At 71.5% G+C, this 21,220-nt stretch carries 13 protein-coding genes and 1 pseudogene; 5 read left to right on the top strand and 9 right to left on the bottom strand.

The annotated features are described in order from the left end of the window. Positions 1 to 4: 4 nt before the first annotated feature. Together ACGFJ7_RS06335 and ACGFJ7_RS06330 are read right to left on the bottom strand one after the other, a co-directional pair. Complete coding sequence (locus ACGFJ7_RS06335; RefSeq protein ID WP_392641133.1) at positions 5 to 4,681, bottom strand: Ig-like domain-containing protein; 4,677 nt, start codon at positions 4,679 to 4,681, stop codon at positions 5 to 7. A gap of 45 nt (positions 4,682 to 4,726) precedes the next feature. Beyond that, on the bottom strand, positions 4,727 to 10,015 hold the full coding sequence (locus ACGFJ7_RS06330) for an Ig-like domain-containing protein (protein ID WP_392641131.1): 5,289 nt from the start codon (positions 10,013 to 10,015) through the stop codon (positions 4,727 to 4,729). 128 nt (positions 10,016 to 10,143) lie between these two features. On the opposite strand from ACGFJ7_RS06330, the gene ACGFJ7_RS06325 reads away from it, so the two are divergent. Both ACGFJ7_RS06325 and ACGFJ7_RS06320 read left to right on the top strand, forming a co-directional pair. Then, complete coding sequence (locus ACGFJ7_RS06325; protein ID WP_360247060.1) at positions 10,144 to 11,943, top strand: glycerol-3-phosphate dehydrogenase/oxidase; 1,800 nt, start codon at positions 10,144 to 10,146, stop codon at positions 11,941 to 11,943. Then, complete coding sequence (locus ACGFJ7_RS06320) at positions 11,940 to 12,206, top strand: DUF4031 domain-containing protein (RefSeq protein ID WP_360247058.1); 267 nt, start codon at positions 11,940 to 11,942, stop codon at positions 12,204 to 12,206. The genes ACGFJ7_RS06325 and ACGFJ7_RS06320 overlap by 4 nt, the downstream gene beginning before the upstream one ends. On the opposite strand, the gene ACGFJ7_RS06315 is transcribed toward ACGFJ7_RS06320, so the two are convergent. After that, on the bottom strand, positions 12,196 to 12,828 hold the full coding sequence (locus ACGFJ7_RS06315) for a metal-dependent phosphohydrolase (protein ID WP_392641129.1): 633 nt from the start codon (positions 12,826 to 12,828) through the stop codon (positions 12,196 to 12,198). The genes ACGFJ7_RS06320 and ACGFJ7_RS06315 overlap by 11 nt on opposite strands. Positions 12,829 to 12,851: 23 nt before the next feature. Between ACGFJ7_RS06315 and ACGFJ7_RS06310 the strand changes: the two genes are divergently transcribed. After that, the gene (locus ACGFJ7_RS06310; RefSeq protein WP_392641127.1) at positions 12,852 to 13,985 is read left to right on the top strand and encodes an aromatic acid exporter family protein; all 1,134 of its coding nucleotides are present in this window, start codon (positions 12,852 to 12,854) and stop codon (positions 13,983 to 13,985) included. Then, a pseudogene (locus ACGFJ7_RS06305) lies at positions 13,982 to 15,659 on the top strand (PrsW family glutamic-type intramembrane protease); the annotation flags it as partial. The gene ACGFJ7_RS06310 and the pseudogene ACGFJ7_RS06305, both read left to right, overlap by 4 nt. An 856-nt stretch (positions 15,660 to 16,515) precedes the next feature. Here ACGFJ7_RS06305 and ACGFJ7_RS06300 read toward each other — a convergent pair. Continuing rightward, positions 16,516 to 17,139 carry a hypothetical protein gene (locus ACGFJ7_RS06300; RefSeq protein WP_360247052.1) on the bottom strand — a complete coding sequence of 208 codons (624 nt, stop codon included), beginning with the start codon at positions 17,137 to 17,139 and terminating at the stop codon, positions 16,516 to 16,518. A 41-nt stretch (positions 17,140 to 17,180) separates the two neighbouring features. After that, positions 17,181 to 18,425: an AI-2E family transporter gene (locus tag ACGFJ7_RS06295; protein ID WP_392641317.1), complete on the bottom strand. Its 1,245-nt coding sequence runs from the start codon at positions 18,423 to 18,425 to the stop codon at positions 17,181 to 17,183. 156 nt (positions 18,426 to 18,581) lie between these two features. Here ACGFJ7_RS06295 and ACGFJ7_RS06290 point away from each other — a divergent pair, with 156 nt between their 5' ends. Beyond that, on the top strand, positions 18,582 to 18,878 hold the full coding sequence (locus ACGFJ7_RS06290; RefSeq protein ID WP_097317651.1) for a co-chaperone GroES: 297 nt from the start codon (positions 18,582 to 18,584) through the stop codon (positions 18,876 to 18,878). A gap of 43 nt (positions 18,879 to 18,921) precedes the next feature. Here the strand turns inward: ACGFJ7_RS06290 and ACGFJ7_RS06285 are convergent, their stop codons facing one another. From ACGFJ7_RS06285 to ACGFJ7_RS06270, 4 genes are all read right to left on the bottom strand, one after another. Further along, the gene (locus tag ACGFJ7_RS06285; RefSeq protein ID WP_360247048.1) at positions 18,922 to 19,254 is read right to left on the bottom strand and encodes a DUF1416 domain-containing protein; all 333 of its coding nucleotides are present in this window, start codon (positions 19,252 to 19,254) and stop codon (positions 18,922 to 18,924) included. Between the two features lie 6 nt (positions 19,255 to 19,260). Then, positions 19,261 to 20,109, bottom strand: a complete 849-nt coding sequence (locus ACGFJ7_RS06280; protein WP_360247046.1) for a sulfurtransferase — start codon at positions 20,107 to 20,109, stop codon at positions 19,261 to 19,263. Positions 20,110 to 20,269: 160 nt separating this feature from the next. Beyond that, entirely contained in the window at positions 20,270 to 20,347 is a 78-nt protein-coding gene (locus tag ACGFJ7_RS06275; RefSeq protein ID WP_360248245.1) for an Ms5788A family Cys-rich leader peptide, read from the bottom strand. Positions 20,348 to 20,417: 70 nt separating this feature from the next. After that, a complete protein-coding gene (locus tag ACGFJ7_RS06270) occupies positions 20,418 to 21,209 on the bottom strand; it encodes a DUF2993 domain-containing protein (protein ID WP_392641124.1) in 792 nt (263 codons plus the stop codon). Between the last annotated feature and the right edge of the window lie 11 nt (positions 21,210 to 21,220).

Genomic DNA, 21,220 nt, shown 5'->3' with positions numbered 1-21,220 from the left:
TTAGTCAGGCGGGTCCGCTTCGGCGGGCCCGCCTTTCTGCTTTTCCGCCGGAGGCGCCGAGCCAGTAGAGGGCGGCGCCGATGGTCAGGGTGATGCCGCCGGCGGCGATCACGGCGAGGATGTTGTCGCCGGTGGCCGGGAGCGGCAGGAGGCCGGGGCCGGGGAGCTGGTCGGGCTTGCCCACGGTCACGGTGATGGTGGCCGTGGCGATGTTGCCGTTGGCGTCGACCACCTCGTAGGTGAAGCTGTCGACGCCGGCGAAGCCCGGCGGCGGGGTGTAGGTGACTGTGCCGTCGGCGTTGAGGACGGCTGTGCCGTGTTCGGGCCGGCCCACCGAGCGGACGGTCACCGGGCGGCCGTTGGCGTCGGAGGCGGGTAGCGGGATGCCGATGGGGTGGCCCGGCTGGGCGGCGGCCACCTTGTCGGGAACCACAGGTTTGTAGGTGCCCGCCGGCGGCGCGGGACCGGCCGTCGCGGTCGAGGAGCCGGAGGGCCGCGGGCTGACGGGCTGCGTGGCGGCCGGCTGCGTGGCGGTGGGTTGCGGCGCGGTGGGTTGCGGCGCGGTGGGTTGCGGCGCGGTGGGTTGCGGCGCGGTGGGTTGCGGCGCGGTGGGCTGTGGCGCGGTGGGCTGTGGCGCGGTGGGCTGTGGCGCGGTGGGAGCTGTGGTCGGGTCCGGCGGTGGGGTGACGGCTTGGTCGACGTGGACGGTGATGTGGGCGCCGGCGGTGTTGCCGGCCCGGTCCCGTACCCCGTAGGTGAAGGTCTCGACCTGGGCCGCGCTGCCCTGGGGCTGGTAACGGATCTGGCCGTTCGGGAGGATCGTGGCGGCGCCCCGCGCCGGTGTGCCGACCGTGACGACCGTGAGCGGCCCGCCCTCCGGGTCGGTGTCGTTGGCCAGGACCGGAATGTCGACGGCGGTGCCGGAAGGCGTCGTGATGTCGTCGTCGCCGGCCGTCGGCGGCCAGTCGACGGTGATGTGCACCGTGCCGGTGTCGGTGCGGCCCCAGTCGTCGGTGAGCACGTACGTGAAGGTGTCGGCGCCCGGTGAGTCCGCGTCGGCCCGGTAGGTCACCGTGCCGTCCGCGGCCAGGGCGACCGTCCCCTCGGCGGCCGGGCCGGTGGCCGACACCGCCAGCGGCTGGCCGGTGTTCGGGTCGTGGTCGTTGGCCAGGACGTCCACCACCGTGACGATCTCCGGCCGGACCACGAAGGTGTCGTCCTCGGCGATCGGGGCGGCGTTGCGCACGGTGACCGTGATGGCGGCCGAGACGGCCAGCCGGTCCGTGTCCTCGATGGTGTAGGTGAACGCGTCGAGACCGTAGAAGCCGGGGGCCGGGGTGTAGATCACCGTGTCGTCGGTGTCGCGGGCCACCGTGCCGTGCGCGGCCGCGGTGAAGCCGACCAGGCTCAGGGCGTCACCGTTGGGGTCCTCGTCGTTGGCCAGCGGATCGATGGTCACCCGCTCGTCGGTGTCGGTGGCGACCGACTCCGGGCGGGCGATGGGCGGCGAGTTGACCACACCGACCGTCACGGTCGTGGTCGAGGTGTCCAGGCCGTCGCTGAGCGTGTAGGCGAACGCGTCGGTGCCGTGGAACCCGGGACCGGGCGTGTAGGTGATCTTCTGGCCGGGGCCGACCGCCGCCGTGCCGTGCGCCGGCGTGCCGACCGTGATGGTCAGGGGCGTGCCGTTCGGGTCCTCGTCGTCGTTGGCGAGCACGTCGATGACCTCGGGCAGGTTGGTGCGCACGGTGACCGAGTCGGGCCGGGCCACCGGCACGCCGTTGCCGACCGTGACCGTGACCCGCGCGGTGGCCGCGCCGCCGTGGCCGTCGCCCACCGTGTAGTCGAAGAAGTCGGTGCCCGAGAAGCGGGCGTCCGGGGTGTACGTGAGCGTGCCGGTGACGTTGCGCGCGACCGAACCGTGGGCCGGGTCGGTGGTGCCGGTGACGGTCAGGGTGTCGGTGGTGTTGGGGTCGGTGGCGGAGGCCAGCACGTTGATCACCGCCGGGATGCCGTACAGCGTGGTGGCGGTCCGATTCGCCGCCGTCGGCGGGGCGTTGCCCACGGTGACGGTGACCGTGGCGTACGAGGGCAGACCGCCGTTGTCCCGGATGTCGTAGCGGAACGTGGCCACCCCGGAGAAGCCCACCGGCGGTTGGTAGCGGATGCCGCCCGGCTCGGGGATGGCGGTGCCGGCGCTGGGCGGGCCGACCGCCGAGATGCTGATCGTGTCGCCCACGTTGGGGTCCCGGTCGTTGCCGAGCACGTTGATCAGCAGACCGGTCAGGTACGGCGTCGAGGCGAGGTCGTCGGCCGCGGTCGGCGCGGCGTTCTGCACGTCGACGTACACCTGGCCGGTCGCCTGCCCGCCGTGACCGTCGTCGGCCACGTAGGTGAACGAGGCCCGGCCCGAGAACCCCGTCGCGGGCTGGAAGCTGACCAGGTCGCCGGCCCGGCCCGCGGTGCCGGCCGACGCCGGCGAGACGGCGCCGAGGCCGGTGACGTGCAGGATGTCGCCCGGGTTGGGGTCGGTGTCGTTGGCCAGCACGAGCAGGGTGACCAGGGTGTCCGGTGGGGTGCCGGCGACGTCGGGGTTGGCCACGGGCGGGGCGTTGGCAGTGGTCACGGTGGCCGTGCCGGTCGCCGAGCCGCCGTGGCCGTCGGTGATCGTGTACTGGAACGGGTCGGCGCCGGCCCAGCCGGTCTGCGGCGTGTAGCGGACCGAGTTGTCGGCCAGCACCACCGCGCTGCCGTGGGTCGGCGGGCCGACGATCGTGACGGTGAAGCCGGTGTTCGGGTCCTCGGGGTCGGTGTCGTTGTCCCGGACGCCGAAGGTGACCGCTGTGGCGTGGCTCGTGGTGACCGCGTCGGGGACGGCGACCGGTGGCGAGTTCACCCGCAGGGTGGCCGTGGCGGTGTCGTTGCCCGGGGCCGGGTCCTGGCCGCTCCCGGAGACCCGCAGGGTGGCCGGGGCCGAGGTGGCGGTGCCCGGCGCGGCGGTGGCCGGGATGGTCACGGTGGCCTTGCTGCCGCTGACCAGTTGCCCGGCCGGGCAGGTGACGACCTGAGCCGAGGTGGCGCAGCCGAAGGGGAGCGGGCCCGGGGTGACCCCGGCCGGGAGGGTGAGCTCGACCCGGGCGGCCGGCTCGGGGTCGGGGCCCAGGTCGGTGACCGTGGCGGTGTAGGTGACGGCGTTCGGGGCGGCGGCGCGCTGCACGTCGGCCGGGCTGATGGTCAGGCCGGCGGCGAGGTCGGCCTTGGGCTGCTTGACCGTCGCGGCCAGGGTGCTGCCGACGGCGGCGACGCTCACGTTGGTGGTCCGGCCCGTGTACGAGACGTTGACCATGTTGGCGATGGCGTACAGGGCCGGGGTGTCGAGGGCGACCCGGACCCGGAACGTGACAGTCGTCGTGCCGAGGTAGGGGATGCTGCCGAGGTCGAAGGTGACATTTCCGGCGGCGTACTGGCCGCCGCTCACGTACGACGTGTAGGTCGGGATGGCGTCGGTCAGGCGCACGCCGTCGGCGGTGTCGCTGCCCTCGTTGCGGACGACGATCCGGTATTCGATCTCGTCGCCCGGCAGGAGGTCGCCGTTGTTGACGTCGGTTCCGGTCATCGTCGTGGTGATCTTGGGGGCGTAGAGGTCGATGGCGACGGTGAGGACGCCCGGGTAGTACACGTCCCCGGTCGTGGACATGGTGAGTTTGGTCTGGGTGACGCCGTGCCCGAGCATCCCGCTGGCGTCGAAACGGTCGATGTCGACGCCGAACAGGTTGCGGTAGGCCGGGTCGCGGCCACCGACGATCGCGCCGTTCTCGCTGACCGTGCTGTTGAAGACGTTCACCGGGCTGAGCGGGTTGGCCGTGTCGCCCAGCGGCTGCCCGTCGATCTTCAGGCTGTCGCCCGTCGTGCCCAGGTCGCCCTCGAAGGCGACCGCTCCCACCTCGGTGTGCACGGTCCCGGAGTGCGGCGTCTCGAAGCCGGACAGCGGGATGTCCACGTCCTTGTCGGTGATCGACCCGAAGCCGTCGTAGACGCGCAGGCTGCGCAGGGGCTCGGCGGAATTGCCGTACGCGACCACCAGCGCCCATCCCGCATAGGTGCCGGTGCCGGTCGCGGCCTGGATGTCGGCCACCGAGTACACGCCGTTGCCGGCGGCCGCCACCAGCGCGGTGACGTCGGCGAACCCCTCGTAGGCGGAGGTGGACGCCGTGTACACCTCGTCGGCGGCGATCGGATTCCAGGTCGCGCCGGCCGGCGTACGAAATCGGACTTTGCCCTTGTTGTTCGGTGAAGGCGCCGGAAGCACGCCGACGTCGAGGGCGGTGAGGGCGCCCCAGTAGAGGCCGGCGAACAGGACGCTGCTGCCGGCCGGCAGGGTGACGGTCGAGCTGCTGTCGTTGAACGTCGACACGGGGTCACCGTCGGCGTCGGTGTAGACCATCGTCTGGTTGTTGTTGTTCAGCCAGCTGGTCGAGACCCCACTGCCGGTGCGGGCCGAGGCGCACTGGAGCACGAGCGTCGAGCAGGTCAGGTTCGAGTTGCCGCGCAGGATGATGGAACCGTTCGCGTTGACGTCGAACCGGCTCGTGAACGTGTCCGAGATCGCCGCGTCGGCCCGCCCGGTGACCAGCGTGGCCAGAGTGACCGTGATGGCGAGGAGGAGAACCGGTCCGCGCACCAGATCACGCTAGGCGCGCGGGGCGCCCAGCGTGACCGGAACGCCTCAGGTCATCCGGTGCCGGCCGGGCCGGTGCCGTCCGGGGCCGTGGTGCTGGCCGGCCATCAGCAGGAAGCCGCCGACCAGGACGATGGCGCCGCCCGCGGTGACCATCGAGACGATGTTCAGGCCGGTCTTCGGGAGCTTGCCGCCGGTTGCCGGCGCGTTCACGGTGACCGTGACGATCGCGGTGGCCACGCCGCCGTGCCCGTCGCTGATCGTGTAGGTGAACGAGTCCACCCCGCCGGCGTAGCTGTCGTACGGCGCGTAGGTGACCGAGCCGTCCTTGTTGAGCACCGGCGTGCCGTGCCGCGCGCGGCCGACCGCGGTGATGCGCAGCTTGTCCTGGTTGACGTCCTTGTCGTTGGCCAGCGCGTGGATCACCACGGAGTCACCCGCGTCGACCGCCACCGCATCGTTGCGGGCCGCCGGCTTGGTGTTGACCCCGGCCACCGTGATGCTGATCGTGCCCGCGGCCTGGTTGCCCGCGGCGTCGGCGGCCTGGTAGGTGAAGCTGTCGGTGCCCGACCAGCCGGCCGCCGCCGTGTAGGTCACCGTGCCGTCGGCGTTCAGCCTGGCCGTGCCGTGCTTCGGCCGGCCGATCGAGAGCACGGTGATCGGGTGGCCCGCCTCGTCGGTGGTCGGCATGACGATCCGCACCGGGGCGCCCGCCTTGGTGGTGAGCTGCCGGTTCGGCACGACCGGGGGCGCGCCGACCGTGATCGTGACGGTCGTGTTCGTGGCGGCGCCGTCGCCGTCGGTAGCCGTGTAGCCGAACGTCGCGACGCCCGAGAAGCCGGCCGGCGGGGTGTAAACGATCTTGTTGCCGCTGATCTTCGCGGTGCCGTGGTCGGGGGTGGTGACAGCGGTCAGGCCGAGCGTGCCGGCCGGGTCGAGGTCGTTGTCCAACACCGCGACGGTCAGGTTCTGCTGGTACGCCGTGGTGCGCTGGTCGGGCACGGCGACGGGTGAGCCGTCGCTGACCGTGACGGTGACGCTCGCCCGGGCGGTGCCGCCGTTGCCGTCGCCGATCGTGTAGGTGAAGGTGTCGGTGCCGGTGTACCCGGCGGCCGGGGTGTAGCGGATCTTACCGTCGGCGACGATCGCGGTGCCGTGGGCCGGGATGCCGGCCGCGGTGACGGTCAGCTTCTGTCCCGGGTTGGGGTCGGTGTCGTTGGCCAGCACGTCCACGTCGACGTGCTTACCGGCCAGGACGGCGGTCGCGTCGTCGGCGGCCACCGGGTCGGCGTTGCCGACGGCCACGGTCACCGTGCCGGTCGCCGTGCTGCCGGCGGCGTCCCTGATCACGTAGGTGAAGGTGTCGGTGCCGGTGTATCCGGCGGCCGGGGTGTAGCGGATCTTGCCGCCGGCGACGGCCGCGGTGCCGTGGGCCGGCTTGCCGGCCGAGACCAGCGTCAGCGCCGAGCCGGGGCCGGTGTCGTTGGCGGTCACCGCGATGTCCACGACCTGGCCCGAGGCGGTCGTGGCGGTGTCGGCCACGGCGGTCGGCGCCGCGTCGATGATGACGGTGACCGTGGCCGTGTCGGTGCGGCCCAGATCGTCGGTGAGCACGTAGTCGAAGGTGTCGGTGCCGATGGTCATCGCGTTCGGGCGGTAGGTGACCTTGCCGTCGGCGGTGATCGTGACGACGCCCTTGGCCGGCTGGGTCACCGACGAGATGCCGAGCTTCTGCCCGGTGTTCGGGTCGACGTCGTTGGCGAGCAGGTCGAGGGTCGAGGTCACACCGGGGTGTACGACGAACCGGTCGTCCACGGCGATCGGGGCCGCGTTGCGCACGGTGATCGTCACCAGCGCCGAGGCCGTCTTCCCGAACGCGTCGGTGATCGAGTACGTGAAGGTGTCGGTGCCCTGGAAGCCGGCGTCCGGGGTGTAGGCGATCGTGCCGTCGGCGGCGAGCACGGCCGTGCCGTGCGCCGGCGTGGTGACCGCGGTGAGCTGGATGGTGTCGCCGTTCTCGTCGGAGTCGTCGGCCAGCGGGTGCACGGTCACCGCGGTGTCCGTGTCGGTGGCGGCGGCGTCGTCGCGCGCGGTCGGCGCGGTGTTCACCACGCCGAGGGTGACCGTGGCGCCGGCCGTGCCGCCCTTGCCGTCGGCGACGGTGTAGTGGAACGAGTCGGTGCCGCGGTAGCCGGCGACCGGCGTGTAGGTGATCTTGCCGTCGGCGCCGACGGTGGCCGTGCCGTGCCCGGGGGCGACGTCGACCGTGACGGTCAGCGGGTCGCGGTTCGGGTCGGAGTCGTTGGCCAGCACGTCGATCGTGGCCACGACGCCGGCCGGGACGGTGACCGAGTCGGGCCGGGCCACCGGCACACCGTTGGCCACGGTGACCTTGACGGTCGCGGTGGCGAAGCCGCCCTTGTCGTCGGTGATCGTGTAGTCGAAGCTGTCGGCGCCGGAGAAGCCCGCCTTCGGGGTGTACGTGATCTTGCCGGTGGCGCCGAGCACAGCCGTGCCGCCGGCCGGCGTGGTCAGCCCGCTCACCCGCAGCTTGTCGGTGGTGTTCGGGTCCTTGGCGTCGGCCAGCACGTCGACGGTGACGGCGGTGCCGTACGGCGTGGTCACCGTCTCGGCGGCGGCCACGGGCAGCGCGTTGGCCACGGTCACGGTGACCGTGCCGGTCGCGGTGTCGGTGCCGTCGCTGACGACGTACGTGAAGGTGGCGTCGCCGGAGAAACCGGCCGGCGCCGTGTAGACCACCTTGCCAGCGCTGATCGCGGCCGTGCCGTGGTCGGGCCGGCCGGCCGAGACGAGGCGGAGCTTGTCGTCGTTGCCGTCGGTGTCGTTGGCGAGCACGTCGACGGTCACCGTCCCGGCGTGATCGGCGCCGGCCCGGTCGGGCGCGGCGACCGGGGCGGCGTTGCCCACGGTGACCCGGATCTGCCCGACGGTCTGCTTGCCCGCGCTGTCCTGAACCGTATAGGTGAAGGTCGCGATGCCCTTGAAGGAGGCGGCCGGTACGTAGGTGACGACGTCGCCGTTCAGCGTGGCGGCACCCGCGCCGGACTGCGGCTGCGTGATCGACGCGACGTGGATCGGGTCGTCGTTCGGGTCGGAGTCGTTGGCCAGCGGCGAGATGTCGGCCTTGGTGCCCGGCCCGGTCGCGACCACGTCGTCGCCGGCCACCGGGGCCGCGTTGGCGGTGGTCACCGTGACCGTGGCCGTGGCGGTGCCACCGTCGGAGTCGGTCACGACGTACTCCACGGTGTCGGCGCCGGCCCAGCCCGGGACCGGGGTGTAGGTGATCCAGCCGTCGGCCCCGGCGACCGCCGAGCCGTGCCCGGGCGGGGTGCCGATGGTGACCTTGAGGTCGGACGGGGCGTCCTCGGTGTCGGTGTCGTTGGCCCGCACGTCGATCTTCGCCGGCGTGCCGTTGGTGGTGGTCGCGGTGTCGGCGACGGCCTTCGGCGCGGTGTTGACGGTGAGCGTGGCGATGCTGCTGTTGTTGCCGGCGACGGCGTCGAGGCCGGAGCCGGAGACGTCGAGGGTCGCGACGGCCGACCGGGCGGCGCTGCCGGCGACGGTGGCCGGGATGGTCAGGGTGGCCTGGCTGCCCGCGACGAGCGGGCCGGCCGGGCAGGTGACGACCTGGCCCGACGCGGAGCAGCCGGACGGGAGCGGGCCGGCGGTGACACCGGTCGGCAGGGTCACTTTCGCGGTGGCGGCCGGCTCCAGGTCGGAACCCTTGTTGGTGACCACGGCGGTGTAGACGACCGTGTTCGGCGCGGCGGCCCGCTGCACGGTGGCCGGGGAGACGGTCAAGGTGGCGGCCAGGTCGGCGTGCGGCTGCTGCACGGTCATGATGTCGGTTCCGGGTACGCCGTCGACGCCCATGTTGGTGAAGTGCGCGGTGAACGAGGAACTGGCCACGTCGGTGACCGCGGAGCCGGCCGGGGTGTCGTTGTCGACCTTGACCCGGAAGGTCACCCAGGTCGGGCTGCCGTTCGCGATCGAGCCGAGGTTCCAGGCGGGCGTGGCGCCGGTGTCGGCGACCGGGGTGCCCTTGACCGTCATCGAGCCCGGGACGTAGGTGGTGTGCGTCGGGATCGCGTTGCTGATCACGGTGTTGTCGGCGGGGTCGCTGCCGTTGTTCCGCACATCGATCCGGTACTCGATCTCGTCGCCGGGCAGCAGGTCGCCGCCGTCGGCGTCGGTGCCCTTCACGGTCGTGACCAGGTCGGGGGCGAACAGGTCGGTGGTGAAGGTGACCACGCCCGGATAGAACGTCTCGCCGCCCGTGGTCAGCGTCAGCTTGGCCGTCCTGGCCTTGGTGGCCAGCTTGCCGGAGGCGTCGAACTGGTCGACGTCGACGCCCATCAGGTTGCGGTTGCCGGGGGAACGGCCGCTGTTGAGCAGCGTGCCGCTCTCGCTCACGGTGCTGTTGAAGAAGTTGGTGGCCGGGTTGGCCGCGTCGCTGACCGCGACGTCGTCGAGCTTGAGGTTGTCGCCCTCGAGGCCGAGGTCACCCTCGTACACGACCGTGCCGATCATGGCGTTCACGGGGCCGAGGTCCGGCGTCTGGAAACCGGTGACGTTGATGTCGACCTGGGTGTCCTTGCTGGTCACGACGCCGAAGCCGTCGAACACGCGCAGGCTGTGCATGGCCTCGTTCGGGTTCTGGTACGCCAGCACGAGCGACCAGCCGGCGTACCGGTCCTTGCCGGTGCCGGCCTGGATGTTGGCCACCGAGAAGTCACCGTCGCCGGCGCCCGAGACCAGCGCCGTGACGTCGGCGAAGCCCTGGTACGCCTTGATCGACGCGTTCTGGAAGAGCGTGGTGGCGGTGACCGTCTGCCAGGCCGCGCTCGCCGGCGTACGGAAAAGGACCTTGTCGGCGTTGCTCTCGTTCTTGGCCGCGACACCGCTGTTACCGGCGCTGAGGTCGGCGCCCCAGTACAGACCGGCGAAGAGCACCTTGCTGCCGCCGGTGGGGAGCGTCACCTTGGTGGTGCTGACGTTGAACGTGTCCGGGTCGCTGTCCCCGTCCGCGTACTGCATGACGTAGTTGTTGTTGTTCAGCACACCCTTGTCGGTGCCGGTGTACGTGCCGGCCTGCGCCGCCGTGCACGTCGTGGAGACCGGGCACACCATGTTGGTGTTGCCGCGCAGGATGATCGAGCCGTTCACGTTGGCCGAGAAACGGGCCTTGAACTCGCTGGTGATCGCCGCGTCGGCCGTGCCGCCGACCAGCGTCACCGCGACCGTGAGGGCGACGGCGACCACGACCACGAGGACAAGCGCCCGGTACGGCCGGGAACGTAGAACGGCTCGGTGCATGCGGAACCCCGTCGTCATTCGGCGGCGGCGGACTCCCACGGTCCGGCCTCCATCGACGCTAGAAATCACCGAGTGCGGATCGGGTGCAGCGGGGAGCCGGTTCGGTAGCGAGCGCTACCGTGGGACTCGTGCGCGATCCCTCCGTCTCCCGCTACACGGCCGGCCGGCTCTCCCCGATCCGTCGCGTCGCTGATCTCCGGCGCCTGCGCGACGAGCAGTTCGACGTCCTGGTCGTCGGCGGCGGGGTCACCGGCGCCGGCGCGGCCCTCGACGCCGCCTCCCGGGGGCTCAAGGTCGCCCTGGTCGAGGCCCGTGACCTCGCGGCCGGCACGTCCAGCCGTTCCAGCAAGCTGATCCACGGCGGCCTGCGCTACCTCGAACAGCTTGAGCTGCACCTGGTGCACGAGGCGCTGACCGAGCGCGGGCTGCTCTCGACCCGGCTGGCGCCCCACCTGGTCCGCCCGGTGCCGATCATGGTGCCGCTGCCGCCCGGCAACCCGGCCGCGCGGGTCGGCCGCCGGGCCTACTACGGGCTCGGCGTGGCCGCGTACGACGTCTTCGCCGGGCTCTTCGGCACCGGCCGCGGCATGCCGCTGCACCGCCATCTGACCCGCGACGGCGCCCGTCACCTGTTCCCGAGCCTGCGGGCCGACCAGATCAGCGGCGCCATCCGCTACTACGACGGCCAGGTCGACGACGCCCGCCTGGTGGTCACCCTGGCCCGCACCGCGGCCAGCATGGGCGCGGCCGTCGTGACCAGCGCCCGGGTGACCGGCTTCCTGCGCGAGGCCCGCGAGGTGGTCGGCGTCCGCGTCCGCGACCTCGAGGCGCCCGACGAGCCGGAGTTCGAGGTCCGGGCCCGTACGGTGGTCGCCGCCACCGGCGTCTGGAGCGACGACATGTCGCAGATGCTCAGCGACGTCGGCGTCCGTCCCGGAATGCGGGTCCGCGCCTCCAAGGGCGTTCATCTGGTGGTGCCCCGCTCGGCCATCACCGGCGAGGTCGGCCTGATCCTGCGCACGCCCACCTCGGTGCTGTTCGTCATCCCGTGGGGCGGCCACTGGATCATCGGCACCACCGACACCGACTGGAAGCTCGACCGGGCGCACCCGGCCGCCTCGGCCCGAGACATCCGCTACATCCTCGACCAGGTCAACACGGTCCTCGACCGGCCGCTGACCACCGATGACATCGAGGGCGTGTACGCCGGGCTGCGCCCCCTGCTCTCCGGCGAGGCCGAGTCGACCTCGAAACTGTCCCGCGAGCACGCGGTGATCGAGCCGATGCTCGGGCTCATGCTGGTGGCCGGGGGCAAGTACACGACGTACCGGGTGATGGCGGCCGACGTCATCGACCGGGCGGTCCGCCGCCTGGGCGGGGCGGCCCGCGCGTCGTCCACCGCCGACCTGCCGCTGCTGGGGGCCGACGGCTACGCGGCGGCGTGGCGCGACCGGCACGACATCGCCCGCCGGCACGGCGTGCCGGCCGGAGTCGTCGAACATCTCCTCGAGCGGTACGGGTCGCTGACGGTGCACCTGCTGGCGATGATGAAGGCCGACCCGTCGCTGGCCGTCCCGCTGCGGGGCGCGCCGGAATACCTGGCGGCCGAGGTGGCGTACGCGGCCCTGGCCGAGGGCGCGCTGCACGTCGACGACGTGCTCACCCGCCGTACCCGCATCTCGATCGAGACCCCGCACCGCGGCAGCGAGTCGGCCGAGCACACGGCCGAGATCATGGGCGAGGTGCTGGGCTGGGACAAGGCGGTGCGCGAGCGCGAGGCCGAGCACTACCTGGCCCGGGTGGCGGCCGAGCGGCAGTCGCAGACGATGCCGGACGACGCGACCGCCGACGCCGCCCGGATCGGCTCGCCCGACGTCCGCGGCTTCGCGGCCGACCGCGGGGTCGACCTGCTCCAGATCGACCTTTGATCCTCGTCGACGAGCCGCTCTGGCCGGCCCGGGGCCGCCTCTGGTCACACCTGGTGAGCGACCTCTCGTACGCCGAGCTGCACGCCTTCGCCGAGATGCTGGGCGCGCCGCGCCGGGCCTTCGACCGGGACCACTACGACATCCCGGAGACGCGCTTCCGCAGCGCGATCTGGCTCGGCGCGACGCTGCTGCCCTCCCGCGACCTGGCGGCCCGGCTCCGGGCGACCGGCCTGCGCCGGCCCAAGCATCTGTCTATCCGTTGAGCTCCTTCTCGAGGTTGGCCCGGGCGCGCGCCTCCCACTGCTCGCGCAGCGGGGCCAGCCGGTAGATCGACGGCAGCTCGAGCAGGGCCTTGAGCACCTGGGCCCGGCCGTCCCGGAAAGCGTCGTCGGGCACGTGCGCGTACTCCCGCCGGATGGCCGCGGTGTACGCCGCGTACTGCTCCTCGTCGCCGGCCAGAACCGCGAGGTCGGCGTCGCAGAGCAGCTCGCCGTCCGGATCGTCGGCCTCGGTGGCGTGCCCGGCGGTCAGGCTCACCAGACGGGCCACCTCGGCCGCGTTCGCCTCCGGCACCCCGAGCGTGGTCAGCAGCCCCTCGGCGAACTCGGCGCTGTCCCGCTCGTTGGCATCGCCCAGGGCCCGCGGATCGTAGACGGCGTCGTGCATCCAGGCCGCCAGCCGCACCCGTTCCGGATGCGGCGCCAGACCCGCATGAAGATCAACAGTATTGAGTACGGCGGTCAGGTGCTCAACGGTGTGATATTGCCGTTGCGGCTCCGACCAGCGGGTCAGCAGGTATCCGGCGGCGGCGTCCAGGTCGCCGTCGGCGGCCGTCGCGCCGGCGTCACGGGCCGCCCGCCGGAAACGTTCCACGAGATCTTCCACCCGACTAATTTAAGGTCACTGAGGTGACGACGAGCATTTCGGGAACCGTGACCACCGGCTTCCGCACCGGCCTGCGCCGGGTACGGGGCGGCCTCGCGCTGGCCGTGCAGGCGGGAGTCGCGGCCGGGCTCGCCTGGTTCGTGGCGCACGACGTGATCGGCCGGCCGGCGCCGTTCTTCGCGCCCATCGCCGCCGTGATCACGCTGGCCTCGTCGGTCGGCCAGCGCGTCAAACGCACCACCGAGCTGGTCCTCGGCGTCGCCATCGGCATCGGCATCGGCGACGCGCTGATCCTGCTGATCGGCAGCGGCCCCTGGCAGATCGGGCTGATCGTGGTGCTGGCCGTGCTGGTGGCCACGGCCGTGGGCGGCGGAACCCCGCTGGTCGTGCAGTCCGCCTCCTCCGCGGTGCTGGTGGCCACCCTGACCTCGTCGACCGGGCTGCCCTGGACCAGGTTCTTCGACGCGCTGGTCGGCGGTGGTATCGGGCTGATCGTGATGACCCTGCTGCTGCCGCTCAACCCGCTCAGCGTGGTCCGCCGGGCCGCCGACCCGGCCCTGCAGGCCCTGGCCGACGGTCTGCACCGGGTCGCCGCCGGCCTCGGCGACAAGGACCGGGACGAGGTACGGGACGCGCTCGCCGGCCTGCGGGCGGCCGAGGGCACCTTCGCGGCGTTCTCGGCGGCGGTCACCGCCGCCCGGGAGAACGTGGCGTTCGCGCCGGCCCGGTGGCGCAACCGGGGAGCGCTGGCCCTCTACGTCGACGGGGCCGACCAGATCACGTACATGCTCCGCAACATCCGCGTCCTCAGCCGCCGGGTCGACACGGCCCTCGGCGACGACGAACCGATCCCGGCGGTCCTGCCCGTCTCGGTGTCGCTGCTCGGCGACGCCGTCGAACTGCTCAAACAGGAGTGGGCCAAGGGCGTCGAGCCGGAGGCGGCCCGCGAGCGGGCGCTGCGGGCGGCGACCGAGTGCGGCCGGGCGTACGAGGAGGGCGTCGGCTTCTCCGGCGGCGTCATCGTGGCCCAGATCCGCACGGCCGCCACCGACCTGCTCCGGGCCAGCGGGGTCGACTACGCCGAGGCGCCCCGCCTGGTGCGCCGGGCGGTGGGCTGGCACCTGCGCTCCCGCAAGCGGCGCACGCCTCGCCCTTGATCCTCGGGGCGGCCACCCGTTGTCCGAGTGACTACGCTGGCGGACATGGCCGACGTTTCGCCGGGCGCCCCCGTGCCGTCCGAACCGCCCGTGGTGACCTCGGGCAAGCCCCGGACGGGCTGGCGGCGGTGGCTGCCCATCGCCGGCGTCGTCGCGTTCCTGCTCGCGGCCGCCATCGGCCTGCTGCTCTACCTGGGCTACAACATCGGCGTCACCAGCCTGCTAGTCGGCCTGGCCGCCGCCGTGCTGCCGGTGCCGCTGCTGGTCTCGGCGTTCCTGTGGCTCGACCGCTACGAACCCGAACCCATCCGCTACCTGGCGTTCTGCTTCGTCTGGGGCGCGGCCATCGCCACCTCGGTGGCCCTGTTCGTCAACACGGTCACGGCGTCGCTGTTCGAGAAGTGGGGCCTGCCCGAGGCGCTGGTGGCGGTGCTGGTGGCCCCCTTCATCGAGGAGTCGATGAAGGCCCTCGGCCCGTTCCTGCTGTTCTGGCGCCGCCGCTCCGAGTGGTCCGGCATCACCGACGGCATCGTCTACATCGGCCTGTCCGCGCTCGGCTTCGCCATGGTGGAGAACATCCTCTACCTGGGCGGCCACGGCTACGCCTCCGGCGTCGAACAGTACGGCCCGGCCACCGGCCTGCAGAACCTGTTCGCCATCTTCATCGTCCGCATCCTGTTCACCGGCTTCGCCCACCCGCTGTTCAGCTCGATGACCGGCATCGGCCTCGGCCTGGCGGCCCGCTCCGGCGACCGCCGGGTGCGCTGGCTGGCCCCCATCGCCGGCCTGCTGCTGGCGATGATCCTGCACGGCACGTTCAACCTGCTGCCGACGCTCTCGGTGAGCCTCGACCAGCCCCTGATCATGCTGTACGGCTACCTCGGCTTCATGGTGCCGTTCTTCTTCGCGGTGGTCGGTTTCGCGATCGCGCTCCGCAGCTGGGAAGGCCGCCTGACCGAGCGGATCCTGCCCTACTATGTCCGTACCGGCTGGTTCGCCCCGCCGGAGGTGGCCGCCCTGGGCAGCCTCGGCCGCCGCTACTCGGCCCGCCAGTGGGCCAAGCGGGTGGCCGGCACAACCGGCCAGAAGGCGATGCGCGGCTTCCAGTTCGCCTCCACCCAGCTGGCCCTGCTCCGCGACGGCATGCAGAGGGGCCTGGACCGCAAGCCGGCCGAACTCGAAAAGGCGGCGGCCGAGGAACAGCGCCTGCTGACCGAAATCCTCGAATACCGAGCGGTCTTCACCGGCCGAGACCCGGCCACCCCCCAGGCATTCTGGGACGGCCAGTCCTACCAGATCCGCTTCCCCGACGGCGTGACCCGCACGATCGCACCCCCTTCGGAGCCGGTCGTCCCGATCCCGATCGCCGCCCCCCAGCCGGTGTTCACACCCGCCTACCACCCTTACGGCGCCCAGCCGGGTCACAGCGGCCAGCCCGCTTACGGCCCGCCCCCGGGCTACGCCGTCCCGCCGGGCTACGGCCTTCCGCCGGGCTACGGTCCCCAGCCGGGCCACGGCCTCCCGCCGGGCTACAGCCCCCAGCCGGGCTACAGCCCTCAGCCGGGCCACGGCCTCCCGCCGGCTCACAGCGCCCACCCGGGCAGTGACGCCGCACCCGGCCACGGCACTCAGCCCGGTTACGGCGCCCAGCCCACCTACGGCGGTCAGCCCGGTTACGGCAGTCAGTCCGGTTACGGCGGTCAGTCCGGTTACGGCGGTCAGCCTGGCTACGGTGGCCAGCCGGGTTACAGCGGTCAGCCTGGCTACGACGGCCAGTCGGGTTACGGCGGTCAGCCTGGCCACGGTGGCCAGCCGGGTTACGGCGGTCAGCCTGGCTACGGTGGCCAAGCCAGCTACGGGGGTCAGCCCAACTACTGGCAGCCTTCGTATGGCCAGCCCTCCTATGCGCAGACGCCCTCGTCCGGCGTGCCGGCCCACGAATCTCAGCCGCCTCACGAGGCCCAGCCCTACCCCGGTCAGCCGACGATCAGCGGCACGCCCGCATCTCCGCAGCCGAACTCAGCCCCGCCGCCAGCTTCGCCGTCGCCGGAGTCCCCGCAGCCGGTTTCGGCGTCGCCCGGATCTTCCCAGCCCACCTCTGCGCCGCCTGCGTTCCCGCAGCCGGGGTCGGTGCCGAGTACGCCCTTCAGCTATCCCAGCCCGCCCCCGTTCGCGCCCGCGCCCACCGAGCCGCCCTCGACGCCCGAGCCCGACAAAACGGATCGGTAAGCCGCCCGCGGGATCGTGCTGGTCGCCGACGACGAGCTGCGCGACGCCCTGCGCTTCACGGTCGACCGCCTCAAGCAGGTGATGGAGGTCGGGATCGTGTGCGGAGTCGGAGCGACATCGTGTGTCTATGCATCGCCCTCGACGTCCGGGCGGACAAAGCGGGGCGGTGAACGGCGCGCGTGCGTAGGTGTGGTCCGAGCGACATCCCTCGAGGTTCGATAGGCCGCGGGTTATGACATTCTGGGCCGCCGAGGGCGACAAAACGGACGATGCGCTCTGTGTGAGCGGGGCCGGGGCCACGCTAGGCGAGGTCGCGCGGCGAGCCGTCCCACTTCCACGACGTCTGGTGGGCTTGGCCGGGTAGGTCGGTTCGGCCGGTGGCCCACAGCAGGGTCGGCCAAGGGTCGGTGTCCGTGGGGGCCCAGGGGAACAACCTGGTCAGGGCTGCCGCGCACATCTCCGCCGGCGGTGTCCACGGCAGGTCGAAGGCGCGGGCTATGTCGTGGGTGTGTACCAGTACCTCGACCACGCCCATGGCGGCGAAGCCGGAGCTGTCCGAGGCGTTGTAGCTATGGAACGACATGCGGTCCGGTGGGACTGTGGCGATCACCGCCGCCAGCAGACCGCCGCAGGATTCGAGCACCTCCAGCAGGGCCGGGACGCCCTCGTCGTGTTCGACGTACATGGTCAGGTAAGGGCCCTCGGGGCGGCGCTGCTGATAGCCGAAGCGCACCCACGTCGTGGTCGAGGGGTTCGGCGGGGTCAGCTGGCCCGCGTACCCGAAGAGGGCGTCGGCCATGTGCTCCGCCGTCTCCCAGCAGGTCCAGGTGAGGGAGTCGGCCGGGCGGGTCCAGTCTTGTTTCTCGGCGGGGGTCAGCGCGCTCACCGCGAGCGACACGGCTCGCGTTACATCGTCAGCTTTCATTGCCTGAGTTGTAGAGGGCGCCGACCCGTACGCCAAGCGAATTATGCGGCGCCTCCGGTGACCACCACCGCGTCCGGGGGGATCTCGGGGCGGCGGCGGGCCAGGCGGCGGACGCCGGTGTTCAGGACGGCGATCAGCGGTACGGCGATGAGCGCGCCGATGATGCCGGCCAGGACGACGCCGGAGGCGATGCCGATGATCACGGCCAGGGGGTGGATGGCCACCGCGCGGCCCATGATCAGGGGCTGGAGGATGTGGCCCTCGACCTGCTGGACCAGGATGACCGCGCCCAGCACGATCAGGGCGACCACCCAGCCCTGGTCGACCAGGGCGACCAGGACCGCTACCGCGCCGGAGACGCTGGCGCCGACGATCGGGATGAAGGCCCCCAGGAAGACCAGCGCGGCCAGCGGGAACGGGAACGGGATGTCCAGGATGACCAGGGCGATGCCGATGCCGACGGCGTCGATGAAGGCGACCAGCACCGTCGCCCGCACGTAGGAGCCGAGGGTCGTCCAGGACGCGTCGCCGGCGTCGGCCAGTGACCAGCGGGCGTTCACCGGGAACAGGCGTACGACGAAGCGCCAGATCTTGCGGCCGTCGCGAAGGAAGAAAAACGTCGAGAACAGGACCAGCAGCATGCCGGTCAGCACTTCGAAGACTGTGGCCGCGGTGGAGATGCCGGTCGATGTGAGCTGGGCCGTGTGCGCGTTGACCCAGGTCTGCGCGTTGTCGATGGCCCGGTTGACCTGGTCGTCGGACAGGTGCAGCGGGCCCGTCTTCAACCATTCCTGAATTTGCCGTACGCCCTCACTCGCGTTCCTGGTGAGCTCGGGCAGCCCGTTCACGAACTGGTTGATGACCAGGGTGAGGGTGCCGGCGACGGCGGCCAGGCCGCAGATCAGCACCAGGAACGTCGCGAACGACGCGGGCAGGAACCGGCGCAGCAGGGCCACGGCCGGTGACAGCAGGGCCGAGAGCAGCAACGAGATCGACAGCGGGATGACGACCACGCTGATGACGCCGATGAAGCGCAGCAGCGCCCAGCCGACCAGGCCGACCACGATGAGACGCCAGCCCCAGGCGGCCGCGATGCGCAGTGAGTGCGGCACCTCGGCGTCGTCGCGACTGTTCGTCGAGTAGTGCACGTCTTCCGGTTCGGGCGCCGGCGGCGCGAACTCGACCTCGGTGTCGGACTCGGCCGCGCTGTCGTTGACGCGCGCCTGGCGCACCGACTCGCGGCCTGAGTCGTAGGCCTTTCGGAGGTTCTCCCGGACTCGCTCCAAGCGGCTCAACCGCCTACCCCCTCGGATTGCTGTGAGCAACCACCACCGTAGTAGCCCGACGCAGCTAGATCCCCGTAGGCGGCACCGGCAAAACCAGGCGTACCGTCTGCATTCGTGAGCACCGACACCCGTACCGAGAGCGGATTGCCGATCCGCATGCTGCACGACCGCGTCCTCGTCCGCCAGGACGGGGGTGAGGGGGAGCGCCGGTCCACAGCGGGCATCGTGATCCCGGCGACCGCGTCGATGGGCCGCCGCCTCTCCTGGGCCACCGCGGTCGGCGTGGGGCCGAACGTGCGGTCGATTGTCGTCGGTGACCGGGTGCTGTTCGATCCCGACGACCGGTCCGAGGTCGAGCTGCACGGCAAGGGCTACGTGTTGTTGCGGGAGCGCGACGTGCACGCTGTCGCGGCGAGCCGGGTCGAGTCGGACGGGACTGGTCTCTATCTGTGACGAAAGGCCCCCGGAAATCCGGGGGCCTTTCTCGTGACGCAGGTCAGGCGGGCGAAACGCTGAGGCCGACCTCGTTGACGCCGACCGTGGCGTCGACGACGACCTCGCCGTTGCCGCCACGCGACAGGGCGCGCAGCGTCCACGAGCCGGGGGCGGCGAAGAACCGGAACGCGCCCTCGGGCGAGGTGACGACCTCGGCCGTGAACTCGCCGGTGCCGTCGAGCAGCCGGACGTAGGCGCCGGCCACGGCCTCACCCGCGGCGGTGCTGACGATGCCGGTGATCACGGTCTCGCGGGTCAGGTCGACGCTGGCCGGCAGCGGGGCCGACTGGTCGGGGGCGGCGCAACCGGCCGCGGTGTTGGACGGTGAAGTCATGTCTGATCAGGCCTTCCCGGGCTCGTCGCCGAGGGCGATCGGCACGCCGATGAGGGAGCCGTACTCGGTCCAGGAGCCGTCGTAGTTCTTCACGTTCTGCTGGCCGAGCAGCTCCTTGAGCACGAACCACGTGTGCGAGGAGCGCTCGCCGATGCGGCAGTAGGCGATGGTGTCCTTGCTGCCGTCGAGGCCGGCCTCGCCGTAGATCTTGGCCAGTTCCTCGTCGGACTTGAAGGTGCCGTCCTCGTTGGCCGCCTTGCTCCACGGCACGCTGATCGCGGTCGGGATGTGGCCGCCGCGCTGCGACTGCTCCTGCGGCAGGTGGGCCGGCGCGAGCAGGCGGCCGGCGAACTCGTCGGGGCTGCGCACGTCGACCAGGTTCTTCACGCCGATGGCCTCGACGACCTCGTCGCGGAAGGCGCGGATGGACAGGTCGGGCGCGGACGCGGTGTAGCTGGTCTTCTCGCGGACCGGCACGTCCTTGGTGTACGGGCGGGCGTCGAGCTCCCACTTCTTGCGGCCGCCGTCGAGCAGCTTCACGTCGCCGTGGCCGTAGAGCTTGAAGTACCAGTACGCGTACGCCGCGAACCAGTTGTTGTTGCCGCCGTACAGCACCACGACGTCGTCGTTCTTGATACCGCGCTCGGAGAGGAGCGCGGAGAACTGCTCCTGGTTGACGAAGTCGCGGCGGACCGGGTCCTGCAGGTCTTTCTTCCAGTCGATCTTGATGGCGCCGGGGATGTGGCCGCCGTCGTAGGCGGTGGTGTCCTCGTCGACCTCGACGAAGACGATGCCCGGGGTGTCGAGGTTCTGCTCGGCCCAATCGGCCGAAACGAGTGCGGTGTCGCGACTCATCGGTTCACTCCCTGTCGGTGGAGATGGGGGAGAGTCAGCGCACGGAGATGTTCAGTCGCACCGCGCGCGGGACCCAAAGGTGAAAAGGGATCTCGTGCTGTCGTGCGACGGCGCCACTGCCGATGAACGAGCTAGAAGTTGCTCAGCACTAGTGGCTCCGTCAGAGGACGGAGCAACACAGGCAGGCGGCCACGCGGCACAGGTCGACCGCGCGCCTCTTGGTGAGCAAGGGGCTCATGAAATGTGACCCTACCAGCGGTTCACCGGGCGGTAACAGACTCGACCACCATCCGGGAACATGGCCGGGGTCACAGACCGCCGGTGTTCAGTGACACGTTGGTGGCCCCGGCGGTGAAGCGGAGCCCGTCGGCCTGCGGCTCCACTTTCTGCACCTTCAGGTTGAGCGGCAGCGCCGGCACCCGCAGGTCGACCGCGAGCTTCTGGACGTACGAGGCGATCAGGTTCTTCACCAGCGGCACGTCGGGCAGCCCCTCGGCGGTCACGTCGGAGAACCGGATCTGCACCGCGTCGCCCTTGACCTCGACCGTGGCCGCGCCGGAGACGTTGAAGGTCTGCCCGAGCGCCTGGACCGGCGCGGTGCCGACCAGCTTGCCGTTCTGCTCGGAGAGTTTCAGGCCGGGCTGGTTGATCAGCTGGGCGACCTGGTCGTAGTCGATGGTGCCGGTGCCCGTGACGGCGCCGGCCACGATGTCGCCGTTGCCGCTGCGCAGGGTGCCGAGCGGGGCGTTCACGTCGGTGGCCCGTACATCAAGAAGGTCGGTCTTGATCGTGCCCCCGTTGCCGGCGGGACCGGAGAAGTTCGGCAACTTGATGTTGATCTCCTGGTAGTTGCCGTCGAGGACCTGGGTCAGGAACGGCACGCCCTCGATCGTCACATCCGGTTTCTCACTGGTCGCCTGCTGCTGGGTGACCTGCTCGGACACCCGGTCGCTGATCTCGCGTTCGGCGTACGACGCGGCCACCCGGTCGGCGACCACCAGCAGCACGCCGATCAGCACCAGGAACACGATGAGGGTGATGAGCAGGCGGCGCCCACGCCGTTTGCGGGGCCGCTGCTGCGTCCCGTACACCTCGCCCACCGGACCTCCCC

Source organism: Actinoplanes sp. NPDC048988 (assembly GCF_043197815.1).
Taxonomy (GTDB): Bacteria; Actinomycetota; Actinomycetes; order Mycobacteriales; family Micromonosporaceae; genus Actinoplanes.
Note: the sequence above shows the minus strand (reverse complement) of the source record. Positions and strands in the feature narration are given on the sequence as shown.

Bases quoted from the DNA above. Each gene is read 5' to 3' on its own strand.
- ACGFJ7_RS06330 (WP_392641131.1), bottom strand. From the start codon at position 10,015: ATGCACCGAGCCGTTCTACGTTCCCGGCCGTACCGGGCGCTTGTCCTC.
- ACGFJ7_RS06300 (WP_360247052.1), bottom strand. From the start codon at position 17,139: ATGAAAGCTGACGATGTAACGCGAGCCGTGTCGCTCGCGGTGAGCGCG.
- ACGFJ7_RS06290 (WP_097317651.1), top strand. From the start codon at position 18,582: ATGCTGCACGACCGCGTCCTCGTCCGCCAGGACGGGGGTGAGGGGGAG.
- ACGFJ7_RS06285 (WP_360247048.1), bottom strand. From the start codon at position 19,254: ATGACTTCACCGTCCAACACCGCGGCCGGTTGCGCCGCCCCCGACCAG.
- ACGFJ7_RS06280 (WP_360247046.1), bottom strand. From the start codon at position 20,109: ATGAGTCGCGACACCGCACTCGTTTCGGCCGATTGGGCCGAGCAGAAC.
- ACGFJ7_RS06275 (WP_360248245.1), bottom strand. From the start codon at position 20,347: ATGAGCCCCTTGCTCACCAAGAGGCGCGCGGTCGACCTGTGCCGCGTG.